This is a genomic window from Pseudomonas sp. LABIM340 (assembly GCF_040017195.2).
Taxonomy (GTDB): domain Bacteria; phylum Pseudomonadota; class Gammaproteobacteria; order Pseudomonadales; family Pseudomonadaceae; genus Pseudomonas.
In genome coordinates, this window is the sequence record NZ_CM200227.1 from 3,466,788 (window position 1) to 3,485,869 (window position 19,082).

The 19,082-nt window shown below is 64.9% G+C and carries 17 protein-coding genes; 7 read left to right on the top strand and 10 right to left on the bottom strand.

Annotated elements, in window-relative coordinates:
* Positions 1-74: 74 nt before the first annotated feature.
* The 3 genes from ABKS89_RS15910 to epsC form a co-directional block, all read right to left on the bottom strand.
* On the bottom strand, positions 75-3,038 hold the full coding sequence (locus ABKS89_RS15910; protein ID WP_348586096.1) for an autotransporter family protein: 2,964 nt from the start codon (positions 3,036-3,038) through the stop codon (positions 75-77).
* Positions 3,039-3,382: 344 nt separating this feature from the next.
* Positions 3,383-4,249, bottom strand: coding sequence for a 4-hydroxy-tetrahydrodipicolinate synthase (dapA, locus tag ABKS89_RS15915; RefSeq protein WP_138215671.1), 867 nt, complete (start codon positions 4,247-4,249; stop codon positions 3,383-3,385).
* 341 nt (positions 4,250-4,590) lie between these two features.
* The gene (epsC, locus tag ABKS89_RS15920) at positions 4,591-5,544 is read right to left on the bottom strand and encodes a serine O-acetyltransferase EpsC (protein WP_138215670.1); all 954 of its coding nucleotides are present in this window, start codon (positions 5,542-5,544) and stop codon (positions 4,591-4,593) included.
* Positions 5,545-5,925: 381 nt separating this feature from the next.
* Here epsC and ssuD point away from each other — a divergent pair, with 381 nt between their 5' ends.
* Positions 5,926-7,068, top strand: a complete 1,143-nt coding sequence (ssuD, locus tag ABKS89_RS15925; protein WP_348586097.1) for an FMNH2-dependent alkanesulfonate monooxygenase — start codon at positions 5,926-5,928, stop codon at positions 7,066-7,068.
* Between the two features lie 111 nt (positions 7,069-7,179).
* Positions 7,180-7,398 (top strand): hypothetical protein, encoded by a 219-nt coding sequence (locus ABKS89_RS15930; RefSeq protein ID WP_138215668.1) that lies wholly within the window; start codon positions 7,180-7,182, stop codon positions 7,396-7,398.
* Between the two features lie 9 nt (positions 7,399-7,407).
* Here the strand turns inward: ABKS89_RS15930 and ABKS89_RS15935 are convergent, their stop codons facing one another.
* Entirely contained in the window at positions 7,408-7,653 is a 246-nt protein-coding gene (locus ABKS89_RS15935) for a hypothetical protein (RefSeq protein WP_138215667.1), read from the bottom strand.
* 94 nt (positions 7,654-7,747) lie between these two features.
* On the bottom strand, positions 7,748-7,987 hold the full coding sequence (locus ABKS89_RS15940) for a hypothetical protein (RefSeq protein WP_138215666.1): 240 nt from the start codon (positions 7,985-7,987) through the stop codon (positions 7,748-7,750).
* A gap of 185 nt (positions 7,988-8,172) precedes the next feature.
* Between ABKS89_RS15940 and ABKS89_RS15945 the strand changes: the two genes are divergently transcribed.
* Complete coding sequence (locus tag ABKS89_RS15945) at positions 8,173-8,433, top strand: hypothetical protein (protein ID WP_138215665.1); 261 nt, start codon at positions 8,173-8,175, stop codon at positions 8,431-8,433.
* Between the two features lie 6 nt (positions 8,434-8,439).
* Here the strand turns inward: ABKS89_RS15945 and ABKS89_RS15950 are convergent, their stop codons facing one another.
* Entirely contained in the window at positions 8,440-8,664 is a 225-nt protein-coding gene (locus ABKS89_RS15950; RefSeq protein ID WP_348586098.1) for a hypothetical protein, read from the bottom strand.
* 348 nt (positions 8,665-9,012) lie between these two features.
* Here ABKS89_RS15950 and ABKS89_RS15955 point away from each other — a divergent pair, with 348 nt between their 5' ends.
* Positions 9,013-9,180, top strand: coding sequence for a con-10 family general stress protein (locus ABKS89_RS15955; RefSeq protein WP_138215663.1), 168 nt, complete (start codon positions 9,013-9,015; stop codon positions 9,178-9,180).
* A gap of 125 nt (positions 9,181-9,305) precedes the next feature.
* Here ABKS89_RS15955 and ABKS89_RS15960 read toward each other — a convergent pair whose 3' ends face one another.
* From ABKS89_RS15960 to ABKS89_RS15970, 3 genes are all read right to left on the bottom strand, one after another.
* A complete protein-coding gene (locus tag ABKS89_RS15960) occupies positions 9,306-9,479 on the bottom strand; it encodes a hypothetical protein (RefSeq protein WP_171039446.1) in 174 nt (57 codons plus the stop codon).
* Positions 9,480-9,538: 59 nt separating this feature from the next.
* Complete coding sequence (locus ABKS89_RS15965) at positions 9,539-9,931, bottom strand: response regulator (protein ID WP_138215662.1); 393 nt, start codon at positions 9,929-9,931, stop codon at positions 9,539-9,541.
* A 450-nt stretch (positions 9,932-10,381) separates the two neighbouring features.
* Entirely contained in the window at positions 10,382-12,931 is a 2,550-nt protein-coding gene (locus ABKS89_RS15970; protein WP_348586099.1) for a bifunctional diguanylate cyclase/phosphodiesterase, read from the bottom strand.
* A 296-nt stretch (positions 12,932-13,227) separates the two neighbouring features.
* Here ABKS89_RS15970 and ABKS89_RS15975 point away from each other — a divergent pair, with 296 nt between their 5' ends.
* On the top strand, positions 13,228-13,869 hold the full coding sequence (locus ABKS89_RS15975) for a phosphoribosyltransferase (RefSeq protein ID WP_138215660.1): 642 nt from the start codon (positions 13,228-13,230) through the stop codon (positions 13,867-13,869).
* A 211-nt stretch (positions 13,870-14,080) separates the two neighbouring features.
* Here ABKS89_RS15975 and ABKS89_RS15980 read toward each other — a convergent pair whose 3' ends face one another.
* Entirely contained in the window at positions 14,081-15,121 is a 1,041-nt protein-coding gene (locus ABKS89_RS15980; RefSeq protein ID WP_348586100.1) for a LacI family DNA-binding transcriptional regulator, read from the bottom strand.
* A gap of 234 nt (positions 15,122-15,355) precedes the next feature.
* Between ABKS89_RS15980 and ABKS89_RS15985 the strand changes: the two genes are divergently transcribed.
* Complete coding sequence (locus tag ABKS89_RS15985; protein ID WP_348586101.1) at positions 15,356-17,614, top strand: TonB-dependent receptor; 2,259 nt, start codon at positions 15,356-15,358, stop codon at positions 17,612-17,614.
* Positions 17,615-17,721: 107 nt separating this feature from the next.
* A complete protein-coding gene (locus ABKS89_RS15990) occupies positions 17,722-19,044 on the top strand; it encodes an LLM class flavin-dependent oxidoreductase (RefSeq protein ID WP_348586102.1) in 1,323 nt (440 codons plus the stop codon).
* Positions 19,045-19,082: the final 38 nt, after the last annotated feature.

The window sequence follows — 19,082 nt, forward strand, 5'->3', positions numbered from 1 at the left end:
GGCGGCCCTGACGACCCGCGCGACAGCGTCCTTGCGGATGCTGTCGGGCAGGTCTTCCACAGGCTAGCCTGCGCTTACCACATCACCCGCACGCCGACCTTGGCGCCGACCGAGTGGCTGTCGCCGAAGTCCTGCAGGCTGGTACGGCCCAGCAGCTCGCCGAACAGCATCGAGCGGTCGTCGTCCCAGTTCAGCGATGCGCCAACACCCAGACCGCCCCACAGCGCCTGTTCCTCGCTCTTCACGTGCAGGTCCGACACGTCGGCCGAGGTCCCGTTGGCGAAGTCGTAGTACAGGTTGGTGATGCCGTAGAGGTGCGAGCGGCTGGTCTTGCCGTTGCTGGCAGTCCACTGGGTTTCGCGGTCCAGGGATACGCCCAGGCGCGAGACCAGACTATCGCCGTTGTCGTCGGAGACCTTGGCATCGTAGTCGTCGGTGAACGAATCGAAGCGCACTTGCGACCAGCTCAGCTGAGCTTGCGGCGTCACCGACCAGATGTCGTTGAGCACTACGCGATGACCCACCTCGACGCCGGCAGCGACGCCGTTGCCACGGTTGCCGGTCTCCAGTTTCTTGCCCAGTTGCGAGGAGCGCAGATCACTGTCGAACCAGCTGACGGTCGCCTGCCCATCGACGTAAGTGCCGTCGTTGCCGTACCAGGTCGCCGCGCCGCCGAAGCCGTAGCCGGTGACGTCGATGGAGCCGTCGCCGTACTGCGAGGTCACGCTGGAATTGGCAGTGCCGTAATGCACGGTCGGGCCGACCACCAGGGTGCCGGCGTCACTTTCATAGACCGGCGCGTCGAAGCCGGCTTCGAACTTCCACAGGTGTACGTCGTAATTGGCGCTACTGGTGCTCGAAGACGGATCGATCTGGCTGTCCGAGCCCTCCGCCCTCACCCACGCGCCGCGCCCGATGGCGGGTCTGCCGTCCTTTGCTTCGCTCTGTAGCTCGGCGTCCGGCTGCCAGTAGCGGTTGCCGACGCGCTGCTGCAGCGTGCCCAGTTCGTTGAAGCGCTGCAGGACGCTGGAGTAGCTCTCATAGAGAGCAACAGTCGGCGCCAGCAGCGGGCCGGACGGTGGCGTCACAGGCGGAGTTACTGGTGGCTCCACTGGCGGGGTTACCGGAGGCGTCACCGGCGGCTCCACTGGCGGTGTCACGGGTGGCGTAACCGGCGGGGTCACTGGCGGAGTGACGGGAGGAGTGACGGGAGGAGTCACCGGCGCATCCAGCGAGGAGCGCAGGTACCAGCCGCCATCGCTGGATGCGGTCACGCCGTTCTGATACAGGCGATAGGCGTAGGCGCCTGCCACCACGGCCGGCTGGCCCTGGTAGGTGTAGTTGCCAGCCAGGCTGAACAGGCCGTTGGACAGGCCCTGCACGTCGATCAGCTTGATGCCTTCCACGGTCGGTGCGCCCAGGCCGCCGACGTTGGTGACGCGGATAGTGCCAGTGCCGGAGGTATCGCCGGTGATCACCAGGCGGCCGGTCGCCGAGCTGTCGTCGCCCAGCACGGTATTGACGGCCACCACGCCGCCATTGCCGATGTAGTCGCCATCGATGGTCAGCACGCCGGAACCGCCGCCCGGCGTGATGGTGCCGCTGTTGCTGACGTTGCCGATCACAGTGCCGTTGCCGGACAAGGTACCCTGGGCGTTCACCGTCACCGGGCTGGTGATCGAGCCGTCGATGGCGAGGGTGCCGAGGTTGACCGTGGTCGGGCCGCTGTAGGTGTAGGTATCGCTGAGGATGGTGGTGCCGCTGCCGTTCTGCGCCACGCCGCCCGCGCCGGTGATCTGCCGGTTGAAGGTGTAGGTGTCGCTGCGGTTGAAGGCGAAGGTGGCGCCGCTATCGACGGCCACATCTCCAGCAAGAGTGCCGCTGGTGCCGCCATTGCCGAGCTGCAGCGTGCCTTCCTTCACCTGCCAGGGTGTGGTGACGGTGCTGTCGCCGGTCAGCGACCAGGTGCTGGTGCCGGTTTTCTCGAAGATATCGAAGTTGCGGTACTGCACGCCGAGGCTGGAAACGTCGAACACATCATCGGCATTGCCGCCCAGGCGGAATACGTCGGCAGTATTGACCGCGCTGGCAATGACGTCGCCACGGATATCCGAGCCGGCCTGCAGCTCCAGGGTCGAGAGACCGGCGCCGGTGGCGAACTCGATGGCGTTGGCACCGTTGCCGGCGTAGATGCGCCCGGAGTTGGTGACGGTGAGATTGCCGGCAGGCCTGAACATATAGATTGCAAGTGCGCCGTCACCGCCCTCGATCAATCCGGAGTTGGTGACATCGCTGGCGCCTTGCGTGAGGCGGATACCCATGCCGCCGGTACCGCCATTCAGGGCAGCGCCGCCGCGGATGACACCCTGGTTGACGATGCTGTTGCCGACCGACACCCCACTGTAGACGCCGTTGCCAGACACGCCGCCGTCGCTCGTACCACCTGTAATGACACCGCTGTTTGAGTTCACCAGATTGGAATTGAGGGTCGACAGTGTGACGCCGGCGCCAGGACCGCCAGCGCTTGCGTTATAGCTGGCTGAGGAACCGCCGGTGATCGTGCCGTTGTTGGTGAGCGTCGCTCGCGCAGAAACGGCGATGCCGGTGTTGCCTCCGACGCCGGCCCCGATTCCATCACCGCCAGTCACGTTGCCATTGTTGGTGAACACTCCATTGCCAACGCTCAGGCCAGTGCCCGGCGTAGTTGCGCTCGCCGCTCCGACATAGGTGCCTTCGAAGGTGTAGGTCGAATTGATCGGCGTCGAGCTGTAGTTGTTGGTCAGCACGAACCCCTGCGTATCGATGGTGATGTTCTTGCTCGTGACAAGCGTCTGGCCAGTAAAGGCAAAGCTGGCGGTCAACCTGATCGTGGCCGCGCTGTCAGGGTCCGCATTGGCGGCGCTGACTGCAGCAGTAAGTTCGCTCTGATTGGAGGCGGTATAGACCCCCGCATAGGCATCCTGTGGAGCCAGGTGCGCCGCGGCAAGGGCAAGAGTGATGGCAGAGAGTTGAGGCACGCGCACGCAGGTGCGCTGCATTCCTTGGCACTTATAGGAGGACTTCATGTGATCCCGCTCGGGTGTGTTGTATTTGTTACAGGATTGGAGCGGCGGCGAGCTTAGATCACGGCTTGATCAGGAGATGCGAACGGTTAACAGCGATGGGATTTAATGTTGTCAGTAGATCTCAATATTTATCAGACTCCCGTCATTACTGGCTTTCCTGCGAATTTTCGGCACGCTGGTACTTGCACCATCGTAACGCGTTACCCGAAAATCACTCGTTATCAGGTAACGCGTTACCATGCGCATCTCTGTAGCTTATCCTGTACAGAATCCGCGCAGGCATTCGACCCGGAGCGCCGGGTGCGTGCCGGCAGCGCCTAGTCGGCCAGTTCCGCCAGCACGCTTTTCAGACGTTCCAGGGTGGTCGACGTACACGCCTGCATCGGCTCGCGCACCTCGTTGGCGATCACCCCCTGGAGCGCCAGCGCACCTTTCACGGCAGCAGGATTCGGCTCGGCGAAAGCCACCTGCATCCACGGCAACAGCCGGTAGAACGTACGTCGCGCGGAGATCAGATCGCCCTCTTCCATCTCCCGGTACATCTGCACGTAGAGATCGGCGCGCACATGGGAAGAAGCCGAGATGGCGCCGGCGCCGCCCAGGCAGAGGTTGGTGAATATCTGCAGGTCTTCCCCGGTGAGCACGGAGACCTGGCCGTCGGCGATCAGCGCCAGGGTCGTTTCCACATCGCCCGCGCAATCCTTGATCGCCGCGATGTTCGGGTGGCGCACGATGCGGCGCAGTGTCTCGCGCTCGATGCGCACGCCGGTGCGGTAAGGGATGTCGTAGAGCACGAGCGGAACGCTGGCGGCGTCGGCCACGGTGCGGAAGAACGCTTCCAGCCCGGCCTGGGATGGGCGGATGTAGTACGGCGCCGGCACCAGCACACCCGCCACCGGGCGGCGCTGGATGTCCTGCAGGAAGGCCAGCAGCTCGCGCTGGTTGTTGCCTGCCAGCCCCATGATCACCTGCTGCGCGGGAACCCACTGCAATACGGCATCGAGCACTTCGAGCTGTTCTTCATGGCTCAGCGCGGCCGCCTCGCCCGTGGTGCCGCAGACCACGAAACCTGCGACGCCCTGCTCCAGCAGCTGCGCAACCAGCCCCTGCAGCGCCGGGTAATCGACTGCGCCATCACGAAAGGGAGTGACGAGTGCCACCCAAATCCCACGAAAATTCGACATGCAAAAACTCCTGTTGGCTGACCGTCGGGTCGCCGTCAGGGAGGGATGCGGGAATCAAGCGGGAGGGAGGTTCGACCTTGCGCCTTGTGTCCTGTCAGCCCATCTGACGGGACAGCGCCCCGGTCAAATGAGCGACTGTTTCTTCGATTTCTTGGCAACGACAACGCACGCGCAGGCCCGGGCAAGGAAGCCCGAAGCGGAGAGCGAGTGGTTGAAGATGGAGAACATGGAGCTCTCTTACCCAATATCAGGTTGCGCGAAATGTCTGACGGATACTGCTGAAGGAGCGGGAGAGCTGTCAACTCCCCCGCTTCGCTTTGCGTGTCCGCAGGGAGTGCCGATCAGTCCTTTCCGCAACGACTCTCATCGTGCTGCAGGCTGGCCTGGCTTACCTGGCTGCCCGGCGGAACGCTGCGGGTCAGCCAGACGTTGCCGCCGATGGTCGAGCCCTTGCCGATGGTCACTCGGCCGAGAATAGTGGCGCCGGCGTAGATCACCACTTCGTCCTCGACGATCGGGTGGCGCGGTTCGCCCTTGTGTAGCTGGCCGGTTTCGTCGGAGGTAAAGCGCTTCGCACCCAGGGTCACTGCCTGGTAGATGCGCACCTGTTTGCCGATGATCGCGGTTTCTCCGATCACCACGCCGGTGCCATGGTCAATGAAGAAGCTGCTGCCGATCTGCGCGCCAGGGTGGATGTCGATGCCGGTCGCCGAGTGCGCCAGCTCCGAGATGATCCGCGCCAGCAGCGGCAGGCCAGCGTTGTACAGATGATGCGCGAGACGGTGGTGAATGATCGCCACCACGCCCGGATAGCACAGCAGTACCTCGTCGACGCTGCGTGCAGCAGGGTCGCCCTGGTAGGCGGCCATCACGTCGGCGTCGAGCAGCCTGCGCATCTCCGGCAGTGCGCGGGCGAAATCGCGTACAAGCACCACGGCATGCTCATCGATCCGGCTGTCCACCACATCGCCGCGCTGCCGCGCGCTGTAACGCAGTTCCAGGCGAGCCTGAACCAGCAGCGCATTCAGCGCGGCGTCCAGGGTGTGGCCGACGAAGAAATCCTCGCTCTCTTCGCGCAGGTCGTTCGGGCCCAGACGCATGGGAAACAGCGCGCTCGCCAGACGCTCCACCACTTCCTCAATGGAGTGACGCGAAGGCAGTTCGCGGCCGCCCTGCTCCGGGTGGCGACCCGTGCGGCTGCGCCATTCATTGCGTGCGCCACGCAGGTCCTCGACGATTTGCGCCAGTTGCCAGTTCACCGGGCCATTCTCGTTCAGTCGGTTGGCGTCATTCATCGCTTGTTGTGTTCCTTGATCCACGGGGGCTTTCAATCACGATTGCCTATCCTGATCGGTCGCGCCGCGCAGGACAAATCGCCGGAAGGCATAACCTAATGCCTTTTTCGTAGTACGAAGTGTTTCCCTGGCAACAGCGAATCAACAGCGATGTCTCTATAGCAACACTCTTCTGCCTTCAGAGGCGCGGAAACCGCGGCCTCCCGCTCTGGCACAGGCCTTGCTGCCGTGCAATGCCCGCCATGCAGCCGCCCTCTTCTCTTTCTGCCTGACCGAACGCACCGATAACGACGGCAGCCGGGCCCGAATTCCAATGAAGACTTGCCACGCGTGCACCGACGGGGCGACGCCCCATTTCGACGATGGCAACGAGGACATCCCATGAGTCTCGATATTTTCTGGTTCCTGCCGACTTCCGGCGACACCCGCTACCTGGGCCATTCCAGCAGTGGTCGCCCGGCCACCAACGAATACATGCGGCAGATCGCCGTGGCCACCGACCAGCTCGGCTATGACGGCCTGCTGATCCCCACCGGCAGCAGCTGCCTCGACCCGTGGGTGACTGCCGCCAGCCTGGTGCCGGTCACCCAGCGCATCAAGCTGCTGGTGGCCCTGCGCACCTCGCTGGGCAACCCCACCGCCTCGGCGCGCCAAGCCGCGACCCTCGATCAGGCCAGCGGTGGCCGCCTGCTGCTGAATGTCGTCCCCGGCGGCGACAGCACGGAACTGGAGGCTGACGGTGTTTTCCTCAACCATGACGAGCGCTACGCCGCTTCCGACGAATTCCTGACCATCTGGCGTCGCCTGCTGTCAGGCGAAACCGTGGACTTCGCCGGCAAGCATCTGAAGGTCAATGGCGCGCAGAACTTCTTCCCGCCCGTACAGAAGCCTTACCCGCCGCTGTACTTCGGCGGCTCGTCCCCCGCCGCCCACGATCTCGCCGCCAAGCATGTGGATGCCTACCTGACCTGGGGCGAGCCGCCTGCCGCCGTGGCCGGGAAGATCGCCGACGTACGTGAACGCGCTGCGCGCCTGGGGCGCACGGTTCGTTTCGGTGTGCGCCTGCATGTGATTGTCCGCGAGACCAACGAGAAGGCCTGGGCCGCTGCAGACGAACTGATCAGCCACCTGGACGACGCCACCATCGCCGCTGCGCAGTCCAACTACGCGAAGATGGATTCGGTCGGTCAGCAGCGCATGGCCGCGCTGCATGGCGGTGATCGCAACAAGCTGGAAGTGGCGCCGAACCTGTGGGCTGGTGTCGGTCTGGTGCGCGGTGGCGCGGGGACTGCACTGGTGGGCGACCCGGAAACCGTTGCCGAGCGCCTGCTGGAGTACGCCGCACTGGGCGTCGACAGCTGCGTGCTGTCGGGCTATCCGCATCTGGAAGAGGCTTATCGTTTCGCTGAACTGGTGTTCCCGCTGCTGCCCGGCAAGGGGCGCGTGACGGTGGACGGCGTGCTCACCGGCGGTGCCTTCGACGTGCGCGCCGGGCGTCAGAAGGACACCGAAGCTGCCGCCTGAGGCGCGACCCAGAGAGCCCGGCCGACGGCCAGCATTGCCCCTGCGTGATCAGGGGCTACTATTCCTTCAGCCCATTCTGCAGGTCGGCTCTGCCAAGGACGCAGAACGACCATGCAGTGGCTGATCGAATATCGATTCAATGGCGAGGACCGCCATTTGCTCATGCGAGCGCGAACCATCCCTCACATCAAGGCCATCGCCTTCTCCATCTACGTTCGCGAATTCCCCGAACAGCCCCGGCCGCCGCACGCCACTGTCGAGGTCGAAACCTGGCTGGGCGCCTGCGGCATCACCATCAGTGACGTGCGCCTCACCTCCGCGCAGGCCTGAGGCAATTGCCTACTCGCCGACACCCACCGCGTAGAAGGAAACGTCCTGCACGTTATGCGCCTCCACGTTGCGCCGGATGGTGTGGTAGCGCTTCTGATAGCCGCGCAGATCGTGGGTCGGAATATGCAGGTGGCGCGCTACATGGCTCCACGCCCGCGCCTCGCTCATGGCTTCGTCCTCGGCTTCGAATTCGAACTCCCGCCCATCTCTCACAAAGCTGACGTGGTACCGCCTTGTCAGGGATTCGTCCTGCATGGCGCCTCCGGGTTTCTGGCTGTATTTCAAGCACTGACCGGACGCCGGCATCGGCGGTTCAAAGAGAATGATGGCCAGGCCATCGGAACGGGGTTCAGTCCATTACGACCAGGGAGAGCGTGCCGCCTTCGGCAGGCGCATGGTGCAGGACGAGATCGATCCGGTGGGCGGCGTGAAGCAGAGTTTCGGCGTCGTGTTCGAGCAATAGCGCGGCTGCCATCAGCGCCGTTGCCGTATCGGGAGTGGTGGCCTTGAGTGCGGCTTCACGCAGTACCTGAACGACGCAGGTCTCGTTGAAAGCCGAGGCCATCAGTACCTTTCGCAGTCGTTCCACGTCAGCCTCCCTTCCTTGTAGATGCGTGCTCGCGGGTGAACATTGCAGGAATAGCCCGGTTTTACCTTTCCCATCCCGCCAGCCGACGATTGGCGGGGCTTGCAGCAACAGCTATGATTCGTAACGCGTTACCAGAAAGATGCTCAAATTACAGTAACGCGTTACTTGACCCCAAGGGAGCCAGGATGAAAGACGCCAAGGACAAAGCCACGCGCGACGCCTTCGAAGCACCGCGCAAGGGCCGCCCCCGCAAGGAAGGCGCCATGAGCAACGCCGAGAAACAGGCTGCGTATCGCAAGCGCCGGGCGGAGTCCGGTGGCGGCGCGGTGATGCTCAACAACGAGGAAATCTGGCTGATCTGCCATGCACTGGACGGCAAGGTCTGGGAAGCCGACGCCGAACAGCGACAGAAGCTGATCGCCCGCCTGCGCAAACGGGTCGTCTGAAAAGTCTTACATCAGCCCGCAGATCAGCTCCATGCCAAGGTCCCTCACCTGTCGATCCGTGCGCAGTTCACGCCCGTGAATGCCGATCACGTTGGTTCGGGGTGTAGAGGTGTAACGACTCTGGAGGCTGATCAGGTAGCGACCGTCGTCCTGGCGGTCGCAGGTGAAGTCGAACAGCGGGTAACTCCGGTGAAGGAGATCGGCGACGTCGTGACAGCTTGGCGGATTCATCAGCTTCTCCTGCATTGCTGCGACCATCCTGCGCCGCTGCGCCAGGAATAAAACCGCGGCCATTGGCCACCACCCTCGGCGCCGCTTTCGTTACTGCCCCTGCAAAGGTCAAGGTTTTGAGCGGCTTGAACCGAGCGTGACGGCAACTCTCCGGCTTCGCCAATAAACCAACCCGGACCGACGGTAAGACTTTACATATAACGGCTTTTCGCCGGAGTCATGACGGATCGTTCTGAAAAAGAGTCGAACACCCCTGCGCGATATGTTTCGGATGAAGGGAATGCACGGCATTCGCCTGTGCATTTCTCACGGACATTTCTCACATACATTGCCCACGGAGTAGTTCCCATGGCCGAACATAGAGGCGGTAAAGGCAACTTTGCAGAAGACCCCCAGCGTGCTTCCGAAGCCGGCAGGAAAGGCGGCCAGCACAGTGGTGGCAACTTCAAGAATGATCCGGCACGCGCTTCCGACGCGGGCCGCAAGGGAGGTCAGCGCAGCCACGGCGGTCACTGATCACCGGGCTGGCAAAGCGTTTTGACGCTCGCCAGCCCGCTGCACATCGTTATTTCCCCGCAAGAACGAAAACGGCGCCGAAGGATCGGCGCCGTTTTTCGTGGAGCGTCGAGCCGACGCCCTGGTCACTGGGTGCAGAGCACCTCGCTCACCTGGATATCCGAGCGCGAATCGCGCCCGACCGGGCCATGCAGCGCACGGACGAACCTCTGAGCCTGCTCGCGATTCAGGCTTTCCTGTCGCAGCACAGTGCTCATGGGTTGGCCGTTGCGGCTGTAGCGGATCAGGTATGCATGCATGGTGCTTCCTCCCCGGTGGCGGCCATTCCGCGGATCGGACGGCCTTTGTGCGCAGGAGTCTAGTTCAGCATCCAGGGCTGCACGGGCGGGCTGAGCAATGTGCGCTGAATGGCACCCTCCAGTTCGTCGAGGTCCGCCGACTTGGGCAGCACCGGGTAGGGCGCGCCCTCCTCGCCTTTCTCCGCCCAGGGCGACAGGACCAGTACGCGCATGCGCGGGCGCAGCGGCAGGCAGGCTTCGATCAGCGCGGCGCCCGTCAGTGGCCCGGTGAGTTGCTCGTCGATCAGGAACAGATCGATGACCGAGGACGACACCAGGTGCTCGATGGCTTCTTCTTCGCTGAGGGCGCTGAGTACCGCGTGGCCCTGGCCGAGCAGATGGTCTTCCAGGCGCTGAAGTTGCTCGGGCCTTTCCTCGAGGACCAGCACCATCTTGCTTTCGTGTGTTTGCATGTTGTGCCTCTCCGTATTCGAGTACGGGCTTCCAGAGACCATCGTGCAGCAAGTTCCACGCCTGTTTGGCGCTGTATGCCAAAAGCTCGGCGCAGAGCGGTTTGCAGATCAATTGATTGCACGGCGCCAGCAGCAGAACGCCCGAATACGGGATTTGCTCGATGCAGAATGCCCGGTCGGAGGTGAGATGGTTTCCATGGCACGGCATCGCCTGTCGGCGATTTCGCGGGCGCGGCCCGCTCCTACAAGGGGCATCGCTGCTGGCGTCGTCATGACAGGGGCATATGCCCTCAACCGTAACGGCCTATCGCCACAAGTTGCTTGGCACGACGGCCCAGGCTGCTAGGGTGAAGGCAATTTCCAGATTTTCCCCTGGCCCCTCTCCGACGGGGCCTTCTTTTTATCCTCCCAATACAGTGCCCCCCGGCCCCTCCTCTGCGTTGCACCGAGCTAACTTGCCGCAACCTGCGTGTTCTCCAGCAGGCGCGCCAGGCTCTTCCGATCCACCGCTTCGCTGAACAGAAAGCCCTGCACTTCGCCACATTGCTCGTCTTCGAGGATGCGCAGCTGATCTTCGGTTTCCACGCCCTCGGCGGTGACGGCCAGGTTCAGCGCCCTGCCCAGCCCGATGATGGCCTGGACGATGGAGCGGTCGCGGCCGGTGGTGTCGAGGGTGGCGACGAAGCGGCGGTCGATCTTGATGCTGTCGAACGGGTACGCGCGCAGGTAGCCCAGGGATGAATAGCCGGTGCCAAAATCGTCCATATTCAGCTTCACGCCCAGTTCCTTGAGCGCCTGCATGGTCAGCAGCGCGCACTCCACGTCGCCCAGCATGGTGTTCTCGGTGACTTCCAGCTCCAGTCGTCCAGCGGACAACCCTGACTCCACCAGCGCCCGCTTCACCTGGCCGACGATGTCCGCGTGGGTGAACTGGCTGGGCGAGATGTTCACCGACACCAGCATCGATTGGGGCCAGCCGGCGGCTTCGCGACAGGCTTGATTCAGGACCCATTCGCCGATGTCGACGATGAGGTCGCTCTCTTCCGCCAGCTTGATGAACTCATCCGGCCCCACCAGCCCGCGCGTGGGGTGATTCCAGCGCAGCAGCGCCTCGGCGGAAACGATGGCGAGGTCGCCGATGCGGTAGCGCGGCTGGTAGTAAAGCTCCAGCTGACCCTCACGCAGGGCTTCACGCAGTTCGGTTTCGCTGCGTTTGCGCGCCTTGAGCTGCAGGTCCATGTGCTCGGAATAGAAGCGCCAGGCATTGCGCCCGGCGGTCTTGGCTTCGTACATCGCCACGTCCGCGCAGCGCAGCAGGTTCTGCGCGTCGCCATGGGCGTCGCCCGAGAGCACGATGCCGATACTGGTGCCGATGTTCAGCTGGCTGCCGTTGTATTCGATGGGCTGGTTGATGAGGCCCACGAGGCGCCGGCAGAAGGCTTCGGCGTCATCGCGCCCCTGGGACTGGCTGTCGACGATGACGAACTCGTCGCCGCCCAGGCGTGCCACCAGGTCCTCGCCGCGGATCGAATCACGCAGGCGCTCGGCGACTATCTGCAGCACCGCATCGCCGGCCGGGTGGCCGAGCGTGTCGTTGATGGGTTTGAAGCGGTCCAGGTCGAGCATCAGCACGGCCATCTGCTCCTCGCGACCGCTGCTCAGCAGGTCATCCATGAAGCTGGCGAGCTTGGCGCGGTTGGGCAGCCCGGTCAGGGCGTCGTGCAGCGACAGGTGCTGGATGCGCGCGTGGGCTTCGACCTCGTGGGTGATGTCGGCGCTGGTGCCGCGATAACCGAGACCGCCCGCTCCGGAAGCGGTGAACTTGCAGATGCGCCGCAGGCCATGGGCATCGCGGAAGCCGCAGGTCAGGGTGGTGGAATGGCCTTCCTGGGGGATCTTCTCCAGCCAGGCGACCAGGCTCGTCGTGTCGCAGGTGATCAGGTCGTCGATGCGCCGCCCCAGCCAGTCGTCGATGCGGTAGCCGGTGAGCGTTTCGAAGCGTGCCGAGAGGTAGCTCAGGCGGTAGTTTTCGTCGGTTTCCCAGATCCAGTCGGAACTGGCCTCGGCGATGGCCTTGAAACGCTGTTCACTGGTCTCCAGCGCCTGGTTGCTGGTCTTCAGGCTGCGCTGGTAATGGTCCACCACCCGCGCATTGGCCATGGAAGCGCGGATCAGCCAGACCAGGAAGATGAACACCAGCACCACGACCGCCGCCCAGACGCCGGCCAGTCGGTGCAGCATGTCGCTGCCGGGCGTGGGCGTGCGCCAGCTGAGCTCGAAGCCCGAATCGCCCAGGTCGACGGCACTGCCGTCACTGACCCGCACGTCGTCGGCGCGCACCTGCAGCCCGGTCAGGCCGAAATCCCGCGCCACTTTCTGCAGTTTGGCGGGGGTGAGCCGATCGACGAAGATCATCAGCGGGCCATCCAGCGGCGGGTTGGCGTGTGTCGGGCGGACCAGCGCAGCGGTGGCAATGGCCGGCTGATCGCCCAGGGTCACGTAGCGCGTTACCACTGCGTCATGTCGCGCGGCAACCGTGGCGGCTTCGCGCAGCTCGTCGAGGTTGACCGGCATCTCGCTGGTGCAGTGGCTGCGCGTCGGCTGGCCGTCGCGCATCACGTACTCCTCGCCGGCCTGGTTGAGCACGCAAACCATCTCGTACTCGTTGGCGGTGTACAGCAACGGGCCGACGTTGTCCTCGCGGTAGGCCCAGTCAGCGTTGAGCGGCGGATTGAGGTAGCGATAGGCATCGTTCCAGAAGGCGTAGGTGCGGATCAGCGATTCGGACGCGGCGATGCGGTTCTGCAAGGCCTTGCCGGCGTAGAACCGGGTCTGCTCCCGGGCCATCTCGTCCTGCAGCGAGGCGATGTGCCCCATCACCGCGCCGCTCACTCCCAGCGCCCCGATCAGGATCAGGATGAACAGCGTCAGGTGCCAGGTGACGGTGCGCTGGGCGGATATCTCGCGTGGCGCGGCAAGCCGGGTGACGTGGGTATTCATCGGCGTCTCTTCTGGGAGGACTTACCACTAGGAGTGACGGGGCGTGCCGATGTTCAACCTGAGCGCCGGGCGTGGGGCGGCGACCGTTCGTGCGCAATACCTGAACCTTCGACGGGGTTGCGGCTCACAGCCCACAGCAGACCCGCCCGCGCCCGGTTCGTCCGGGCCAGGCGGGCGCAAACGCTTCCCGGCAGGTCGCAGGCGCCGAAAGGTCCGTCTAACCTCCAAGCGGAAACGCATCCGCGAGCTGCCCATCACCCTGGACAAGCTGCTGTGACTCGCGAAAGGAGGTTCAGATGCCCAGTCCGCGCTACACCAACCGTCGTCACGCCGGAATCGCCCTGGCGATGGTCCTGCGCGACATGCCCCTGGTCGCCCCGCTGATCCTCGCCCTGCCCCGTGGCGGCGTGCCGGTTGCCAAGGAAATCGCCCGCATCCTCGGCGCCCCGCTGGACGTGCTGCTGGTGCGCAAGATCGGCGCACCGGGCAACGAGGAGTTCGCCCTCGGCGCCATCGTCGACGGCCCCGAGCCGAACTGGGTGGTGGACGAGCAGATGCTCGAGCGCTTCGACCCGCCGCCGGAATGGTTCGAGCAGCAGGTGCTGGAGCAGATCCGCGAGCTGGAGCGCCGCCGTGTGCTCTATCGCGGCGTAAAGGCCCCGGCGCAACTGGAGGACCGCGACCTGATCGTGGTCGACGACGGCCTGGCCACCGGCAGCAGCATGCGCGCCGCGCTCAAGTGCCTGCGAGCGCAGCATCCGCACAAGGTGGTGCTGGCCGTTCCGGTCGGCCCGGCGGAAACCGTGCAGAAGCTGCGCGATGAAGTGGATGCGCTGGTCTGCCTGGACACCCCGTCGCCGTTCCACGCGGTGGGCGATCACTACCGGGACTTCCGCCAGCTCAGCGATCAGGAAGTGATCGACCTGCTGGCAAAATAGCGTCTCCCTTGTAGGAGCGAGCCATGCTCGCGATCCGTGAGCAGGGCTCACGGCTTCGATGCATGCAGGAATACGCGGACTTTGTCCGCGGTTCGCGGGCATGGCCCGCTCCTACAGGTCCAATCGTCTGCCAGGCCATTGCCTCGATGCTGGGCAAAGCCCGCGATCCGTCAACAGGGCAGACAGTGTCCAGGCACGCCGGGTGCGCACCTCAGGCGCTTTCGCGCTCCAGCACCCGACAACTGAGCAGGTTCAGCCGCTCCACCGCGCCTTCCAGCGGTGCCACACCAATGGACTGCAGCACGCGCAGCGCGGCGATCTCGCCGATTTCGCGGGCCGGCGGTTTGATGGTGGACAGGCTCGGCAGCAGCATTGGTGCGAAGGGATAGTCGCCAAAGCCCAGCACCGCGCAATCCTCGGGAATTCTCAGCCCGGCGCGCTGGCCGGCGAGCAGGCCGCCGGCGGCGAGGTTGTCGTTGGCGAAGATGATCGCCTCCGGCCGCTGCGCCCCCCGCGCCATCAGCGCCTCCATGGCCTGCCGCCCGGCTTCGAAGGGCGCGCTTTCGGTGGGCACGAACATCCACGGCTCGCCCCCCAGTTCGCGCAGGGTGTCAGCGTAGCCGTCGCGGCGGTCCAGGGCGCTGAAGTCACCGGGCGCGCTGTTCTGCATGAAAGCGATGCGGCGATAACCCTTGCCGTGCAGGTGTCGCACCGCATCCACTCCGACCTGATAGTGGGAAAAACCGACCTGGATCGGTGCGCGCTCGGGCTGGTAGTCCCAGACCTCCACGACGGGCATGTCCGCGCCGGCAATCAGCTTCTCGGTGGCGGCACTATGGAAATGGCTGGTGAGCACCAGCGCCGCCGGGTTCCAGCCAAGGAAGGCGCGTACGGCGCTTTCTTCCTTGTCCTCGGAGAAATAGCTGGAGGCGAGCAGCAACTGGTAGCCGTGGGCAGCCAGGGTGTCGCTGAAGGCCTGGATGGTGTCGGCGAAGATCGGCCCGGATATGTTCGGAACCACCATCCCCACTACCCTGCCCCGCGCCGAGGCCAGCCCGCCGGCCACCTGGTTGGGCACGTAGCCCAGCTCCTCCACCGCCGCGCCGATGCGTTCGCGCAGGTCCTCCGAGAGCTGCGCCGGCTGGTTGAAATAGCGCGACACGCTGATGGCGGAAACGCCGGCGCGCTCGGCGACCGCAGTCAGCGTCACGCGTCCTGCGCCACGGCGCTTGCGGGGTGTCTGGTTGGCCAACGCGGCTCTCCTGCTGCTGGGTGCTGAAATAGCACTTCAGGAATATAAACGTAATTTTTAATTATTTGACGATCTATCAGGCGATTCAGGATACTCGCCGATGTTAGCGCTAACAACACAAACTGTCCGCAACGATCCCAGCCACTCGCACGAGCGAGCGCTCATGACAGTCCCGCAGAAAAAGGCGCCCCGGCAAAGAGAACCGAGGGCGGACCAGGGCACGAAGGAGTGGCTATGCAATCGCAACAACGGGGGACGCTCGGCCGTCCGCAATTCACCGGCCGGCGCAGCGCGCTGGCCCTGGGCATAGCCAGTGTGATCGGCGCACTGGCCTGCAGCGTGCAGGCAGCCGAAACCACCAGTGGCGACGGCCAGTCGGCCGACTCGGCACCGACATTGAAAGCCGTAACCGTCACCGCCACCCGCCGCGAAGAGTCGCTGCAGAAGGTCCCGGTGGCAGTCTCGGTAATTGATGGCGAACAACTGGAACGCGACAACCGCAATAGCGTGTCGAGCATCGTCCAGCAGGTACCGACGCTGAACTTCCGCACCGGCGCCTCGAACAAGGACACCTCGCTGTTCGTCCGTGGCGTGGGCACCATCTCCACCTCCCCCGGTGTCGAGCCGAGCGTGTCGACGGTGATCGACGGCGTGGTGCTCGGCCGTCCCGGCCAGGCCACCCTGGATCTGCTCGACGTCGAGCGCATCGAAGTGCTGCGTGGCCCGCAGGGCACGCTGTTCGGCAAGAACGCCTCGGCCGGCGTGCTCAACGTGGTCACCCGCGAGGTGCCGGACGACACCACCGGCTACATCGATTACTCGCATTTTGGCGGCGGCAACGAGAACCGCACCCGCTTCGGCATCGGCGGCACGCTGATCCCCGGCAAGCTCAAGGCCAGCGTCACCACCCTGCTGGGCAGCTACGACGGCAACGTGGACAACGTCTACAACGGCCACGAGGTGAACGGCTACAACCGCGCCGGCGCGCGCACCAAGTTCGAGATCACCCCGAACGACGACCTCAAGGTCACCCTGATCGCCGACTACATGAAGGGCAATGACGACAGCCCCAGCGGCGTCATCACCAGCACTTCCAGCACAGCCTTCGCCAATGCCCTGCGCCCGGTGACGCCGGACAGCGACAACCGCAAGATCAACAGCGACTACCGCACCCATGTCGACGACACCAACAAGGGCCTGTCGGCACAGCTGGACTGGAACCTGGGCGACTACACCCTGACCTCCATCAGCGCCTGGCGCGGCTGGGACAACACCCAGTGGCAGGACGGTGACCGTCTCTCCCAGATCACCGCGAGCATCCCCAGCTCCCACGACAAGGGCGAGCTGAACTACGACCAGTATTCCCAGGAACTGCGCCTGGCCTCGCCCAAAGGCGAGTTCCTCGAGTACGTCGGCGGCCTGTACTACATGCACGCAGTGGACGACGAGACCTACCGCCGCGTGGTGACTTCCACCACCGCACAGAACACCGGCGTAGCCGACTACAGCACGCGCAGCGACACCTACGCGGTGTTCGGCGAGAGCACGCTGAACTTCACCGATGACTTCCGTGGCATCGCCGGCCTGCGCTACACCCACGACGACCTGGAATACGACCATCGCCGCCGCTCTACCTCGGCCACGGCGGTGACCGGCATCCAGCCGTCCACTTCCAGCTCGGGGTCCACCGACGAGGACGGCTGGTCCGGCCGCCTGGGCCTTCAGTACGACCTCAGCGAGCAGCTCACCAGCTACCTGACCTACTCGCGCGGCTACAAGGGCCCGGCCTACAACGTGTTCTTCAACATGCAGCCGCGTGACACCGAGGCACTCAAGCCGGAGACCTCCAACTCCTGGGAAGCCGGCCTGAAGGCGACCGCGCTGGATAACCGCCTGACCACCAACCTCGCGGTGTTCCACACCGTCTACGACAACTACCAGGCGAACTTCTACGACACCGTCGCCGGCCAGGTGGTGACTCGCCTGATCAACGCCGGCAAGGTCAAGACCGAGGGCGCCGAGCTGGACTTCAGTTACCAGGCGACCCGCCAGCTGAAGGTCTCCGGCGCCGTTGCCTACACCAAGGCGCGCATCGACAGCTTCGCCTGCCCGGCCGGTGCGGCCGCTGCCTGCAACGTCGACGGCAAGCCGCTGCCCTTCTCGCCGGACTGGAAGAGCTACGTGCGCGCCGACTACAGCATCCCGCTGGACAACGGCCTGGATGTGGAGCTGGGCACCGACTACAGCTGGCAGGACAAGGTGCAGTACGACCTCAGCCAGAACCCCGACACCATCCAGGGCGCCTACGGCCTGTGGGGCGCCAGCATCGCCCTGGCCGACTACAACGACGGCTGGCGCGTCGCCCTGCTGGGCAAGAACCTCACCGACAAGTCCTATTCGCCCCTGCTGGCCACCGGCGGCAGCTACGTCTATCGCATGGTGCCGCGCGACGACGGCCGCTACTTCGGCGTCGAGCTGCGCAAGGACTTCTGATCACTCCCCAGACGGAGCAACTCGCAGCGCCGGCTCGCCCCGGCGCCGCCGACAACAACACCCACGCCGCCTTGCGTCCCTCCCGACGGACACACAGGAAAACCGACATGACACGCACCCTTTCCCTTGGCGCCTTCCTCATGGCCACCGGTCACCACGTCTCGGCGTGGCGCCACCCGGACGTGCCGGCCAACGGCGGCCTCGACTTCCGCCTCTACAGGCGCCTGGCGCAGGTGGCCGAAGGAGCGAAGTTCGACGCCGTCTTCGTTGCCGACAGCGTGGCCGCGCCTACCGGCGACATCGCCAGTCGCATGGCGCGTTCCGACCACTTCGAGCCACTGACCCTGCTCTCGGCGCTGGCGGCGGTGACCGAGCGCATCGGCCTGGTGGGCACGGTGACCACCAGCTACAACGAGCCGTACCACGTGGCGCGCAAGTTTGCCTCGCTCGACCATCTCTCCGCCGGTCGCGCCGGCTGGAACCTGGTGACCTCCGATGCTGCCGCCGAAGCGCTGAACTTCAACCGCCAGGAACACTTCGGCCACGCGGAGCGCTATGCCCGCGCGCGTGAATTCCACGAAGTGGTCACCGGCCTGTGGGACAGCTGGGAAGACGACGCCTTCACCCGCGACAAGGCCAGCGGCCAGTACTACGACCCGGCCAAGCTGCATGTGCTGAACCACGAGGGCGAACACTTCCAGGTGCAGGGCCCGCTGAATGTCGCGCGCTCGCCCCAGGGTCGCCCGGTGATCGTCCAGGCTGGCAGCTCCGAGACTGGCCGCGAGCTGGCCGCGCAGACCGCCGAAGTGGTGTTCACCGCGCAGACCTCCCTGGCCGCCGCCCGCGACTTTTACAACGACCTCAAGGGCCGCCTGCCACGTTTCGATCGCGGCGCGGATGACCTTCGCATCATGCCCGGCGTGTTCGTGGTGGTCGGCCAGAGCCAGGCCGAGGCGCAGGAGAAGTTCGAGGAGTTCCAGGAACTGGTGGAACCGCAGGTCGGCGTCGCGCTGCTGTCGCGCATGCTCGGCAACTTCGACCTATCCGCCTACCCGCTGGACGGCCCGCTGCCCGAGCTGCCGCTCACCGACAGCGGCCAGCGCAGCCGCCAGTTGCTGCTCACCGAACTGGCCGGGCGCGAGAGCCTCACCCTCGCCCAGCTGGGCCGGCGCATCGCTGGCGGACGCGGACACTACAGCCTGATCGGCACACCGGCGCAGATCGCCGACGAACTCCAGGCGTGGTTCGAAGGCGGCGCCGCCGACGGCTTCAACGTACTGGTCCCGCACCTGCCCGGTGGGCTGGAAGACGTGGCCAACCATGTCGTGCCGGAACTGCAGCGACGCGGGCTGTTCCGCCGCGAGTACAGCGGCAGCACCCTGCGCGAGCACCTCGGGCTCAAGCGCCCGGCCAACCGCCACACGATCTGACGATCTACGGGCCGCCCCTCTGCGGCCCGTCTGCAAAG

Excerpts from the sequence above, each read along its gene's own strand:
- ABKS89_RS15910 (WP_348586096.1), bottom strand. The coding sequence starts at position 3,038 with ATGCAGCGCACCTGCGTGCGCGTGCCTCAACTCTCTGCCATCACTCTT.
- dapA (WP_138215671.1), bottom strand. The coding sequence starts at position 4,249 with ATGTCGAATTTTCGTGGGATTTGGGTGGCACTCGTCACTCCCTTTCGT.
- epsC (WP_138215670.1), bottom strand. The coding sequence starts at position 5,544 with ATGAATGACGCCAACCGACTGAACGAGAATGGCCCGGTGAACTGGCAA.
- ssuD (WP_348586097.1), top strand. The coding sequence starts at position 5,926 with ATGAGTCTCGATATTTTCTGGTTCCTGCCGACTTCCGGCGACACCCGC.
- ABKS89_RS15930 (WP_138215668.1), top strand. The coding sequence starts at position 7,180 with ATGCAGTGGCTGATCGAATATCGATTCAATGGCGAGGACCGCCATTTG.
- ABKS89_RS15935 (WP_138215667.1), bottom strand. The coding sequence starts at position 7,653 with ATGCAGGACGAATCCCTGACAAGGCGGTACCACGTCAGCTTTGTGAGA.
- ABKS89_RS15945 (WP_138215665.1), top strand. The coding sequence starts at position 8,173 with ATGAAAGACGCCAAGGACAAAGCCACGCGCGACGCCTTCGAAGCACCG.
- ABKS89_RS15950 (WP_348586098.1), bottom strand. The coding sequence starts at position 8,664 with ATGAATCCGCCAAGCTGTCACGACGTCGCCGATCTCCTTCACCGGAGT.
- ABKS89_RS15955 (WP_138215663.1), top strand. The coding sequence starts at position 9,013 with ATGGCCGAACATAGAGGCGGTAAAGGCAACTTTGCAGAAGACCCCCAG.
- ABKS89_RS15960 (WP_171039446.1), bottom strand. The coding sequence starts at position 9,479 with ATGCATGCATACCTGATCCGCTACAGCCGCAACGGCCAACCCATGAGC.
- ABKS89_RS15965 (WP_138215662.1), bottom strand. The coding sequence starts at position 9,931 with ATGCAAACACACGAAAGCAAGATGGTGCTGGTCCTCGAGGAAAGGCCC.
- ABKS89_RS15970 (WP_348586099.1), bottom strand. The coding sequence starts at position 12,931 with ATGAATACCCACGTCACCCGGCTTGCCGCGCCACGCGAGATATCCGCC.
- ABKS89_RS15975 (WP_138215660.1), top strand. The coding sequence starts at position 13,228 with ATGCCCAGTCCGCGCTACACCAACCGTCGTCACGCCGGAATCGCCCTG.
- ABKS89_RS15985 (WP_348586101.1), top strand. The coding sequence starts at position 15,356 with ATGCAATCGCAACAACGGGGGACGCTCGGCCGTCCGCAATTCACCGGC.
- ABKS89_RS15990 (WP_348586102.1), top strand. The coding sequence starts at position 17,722 with ATGACACGCACCCTTTCCCTTGGCGCCTTCCTCATGGCCACCGGTCAC.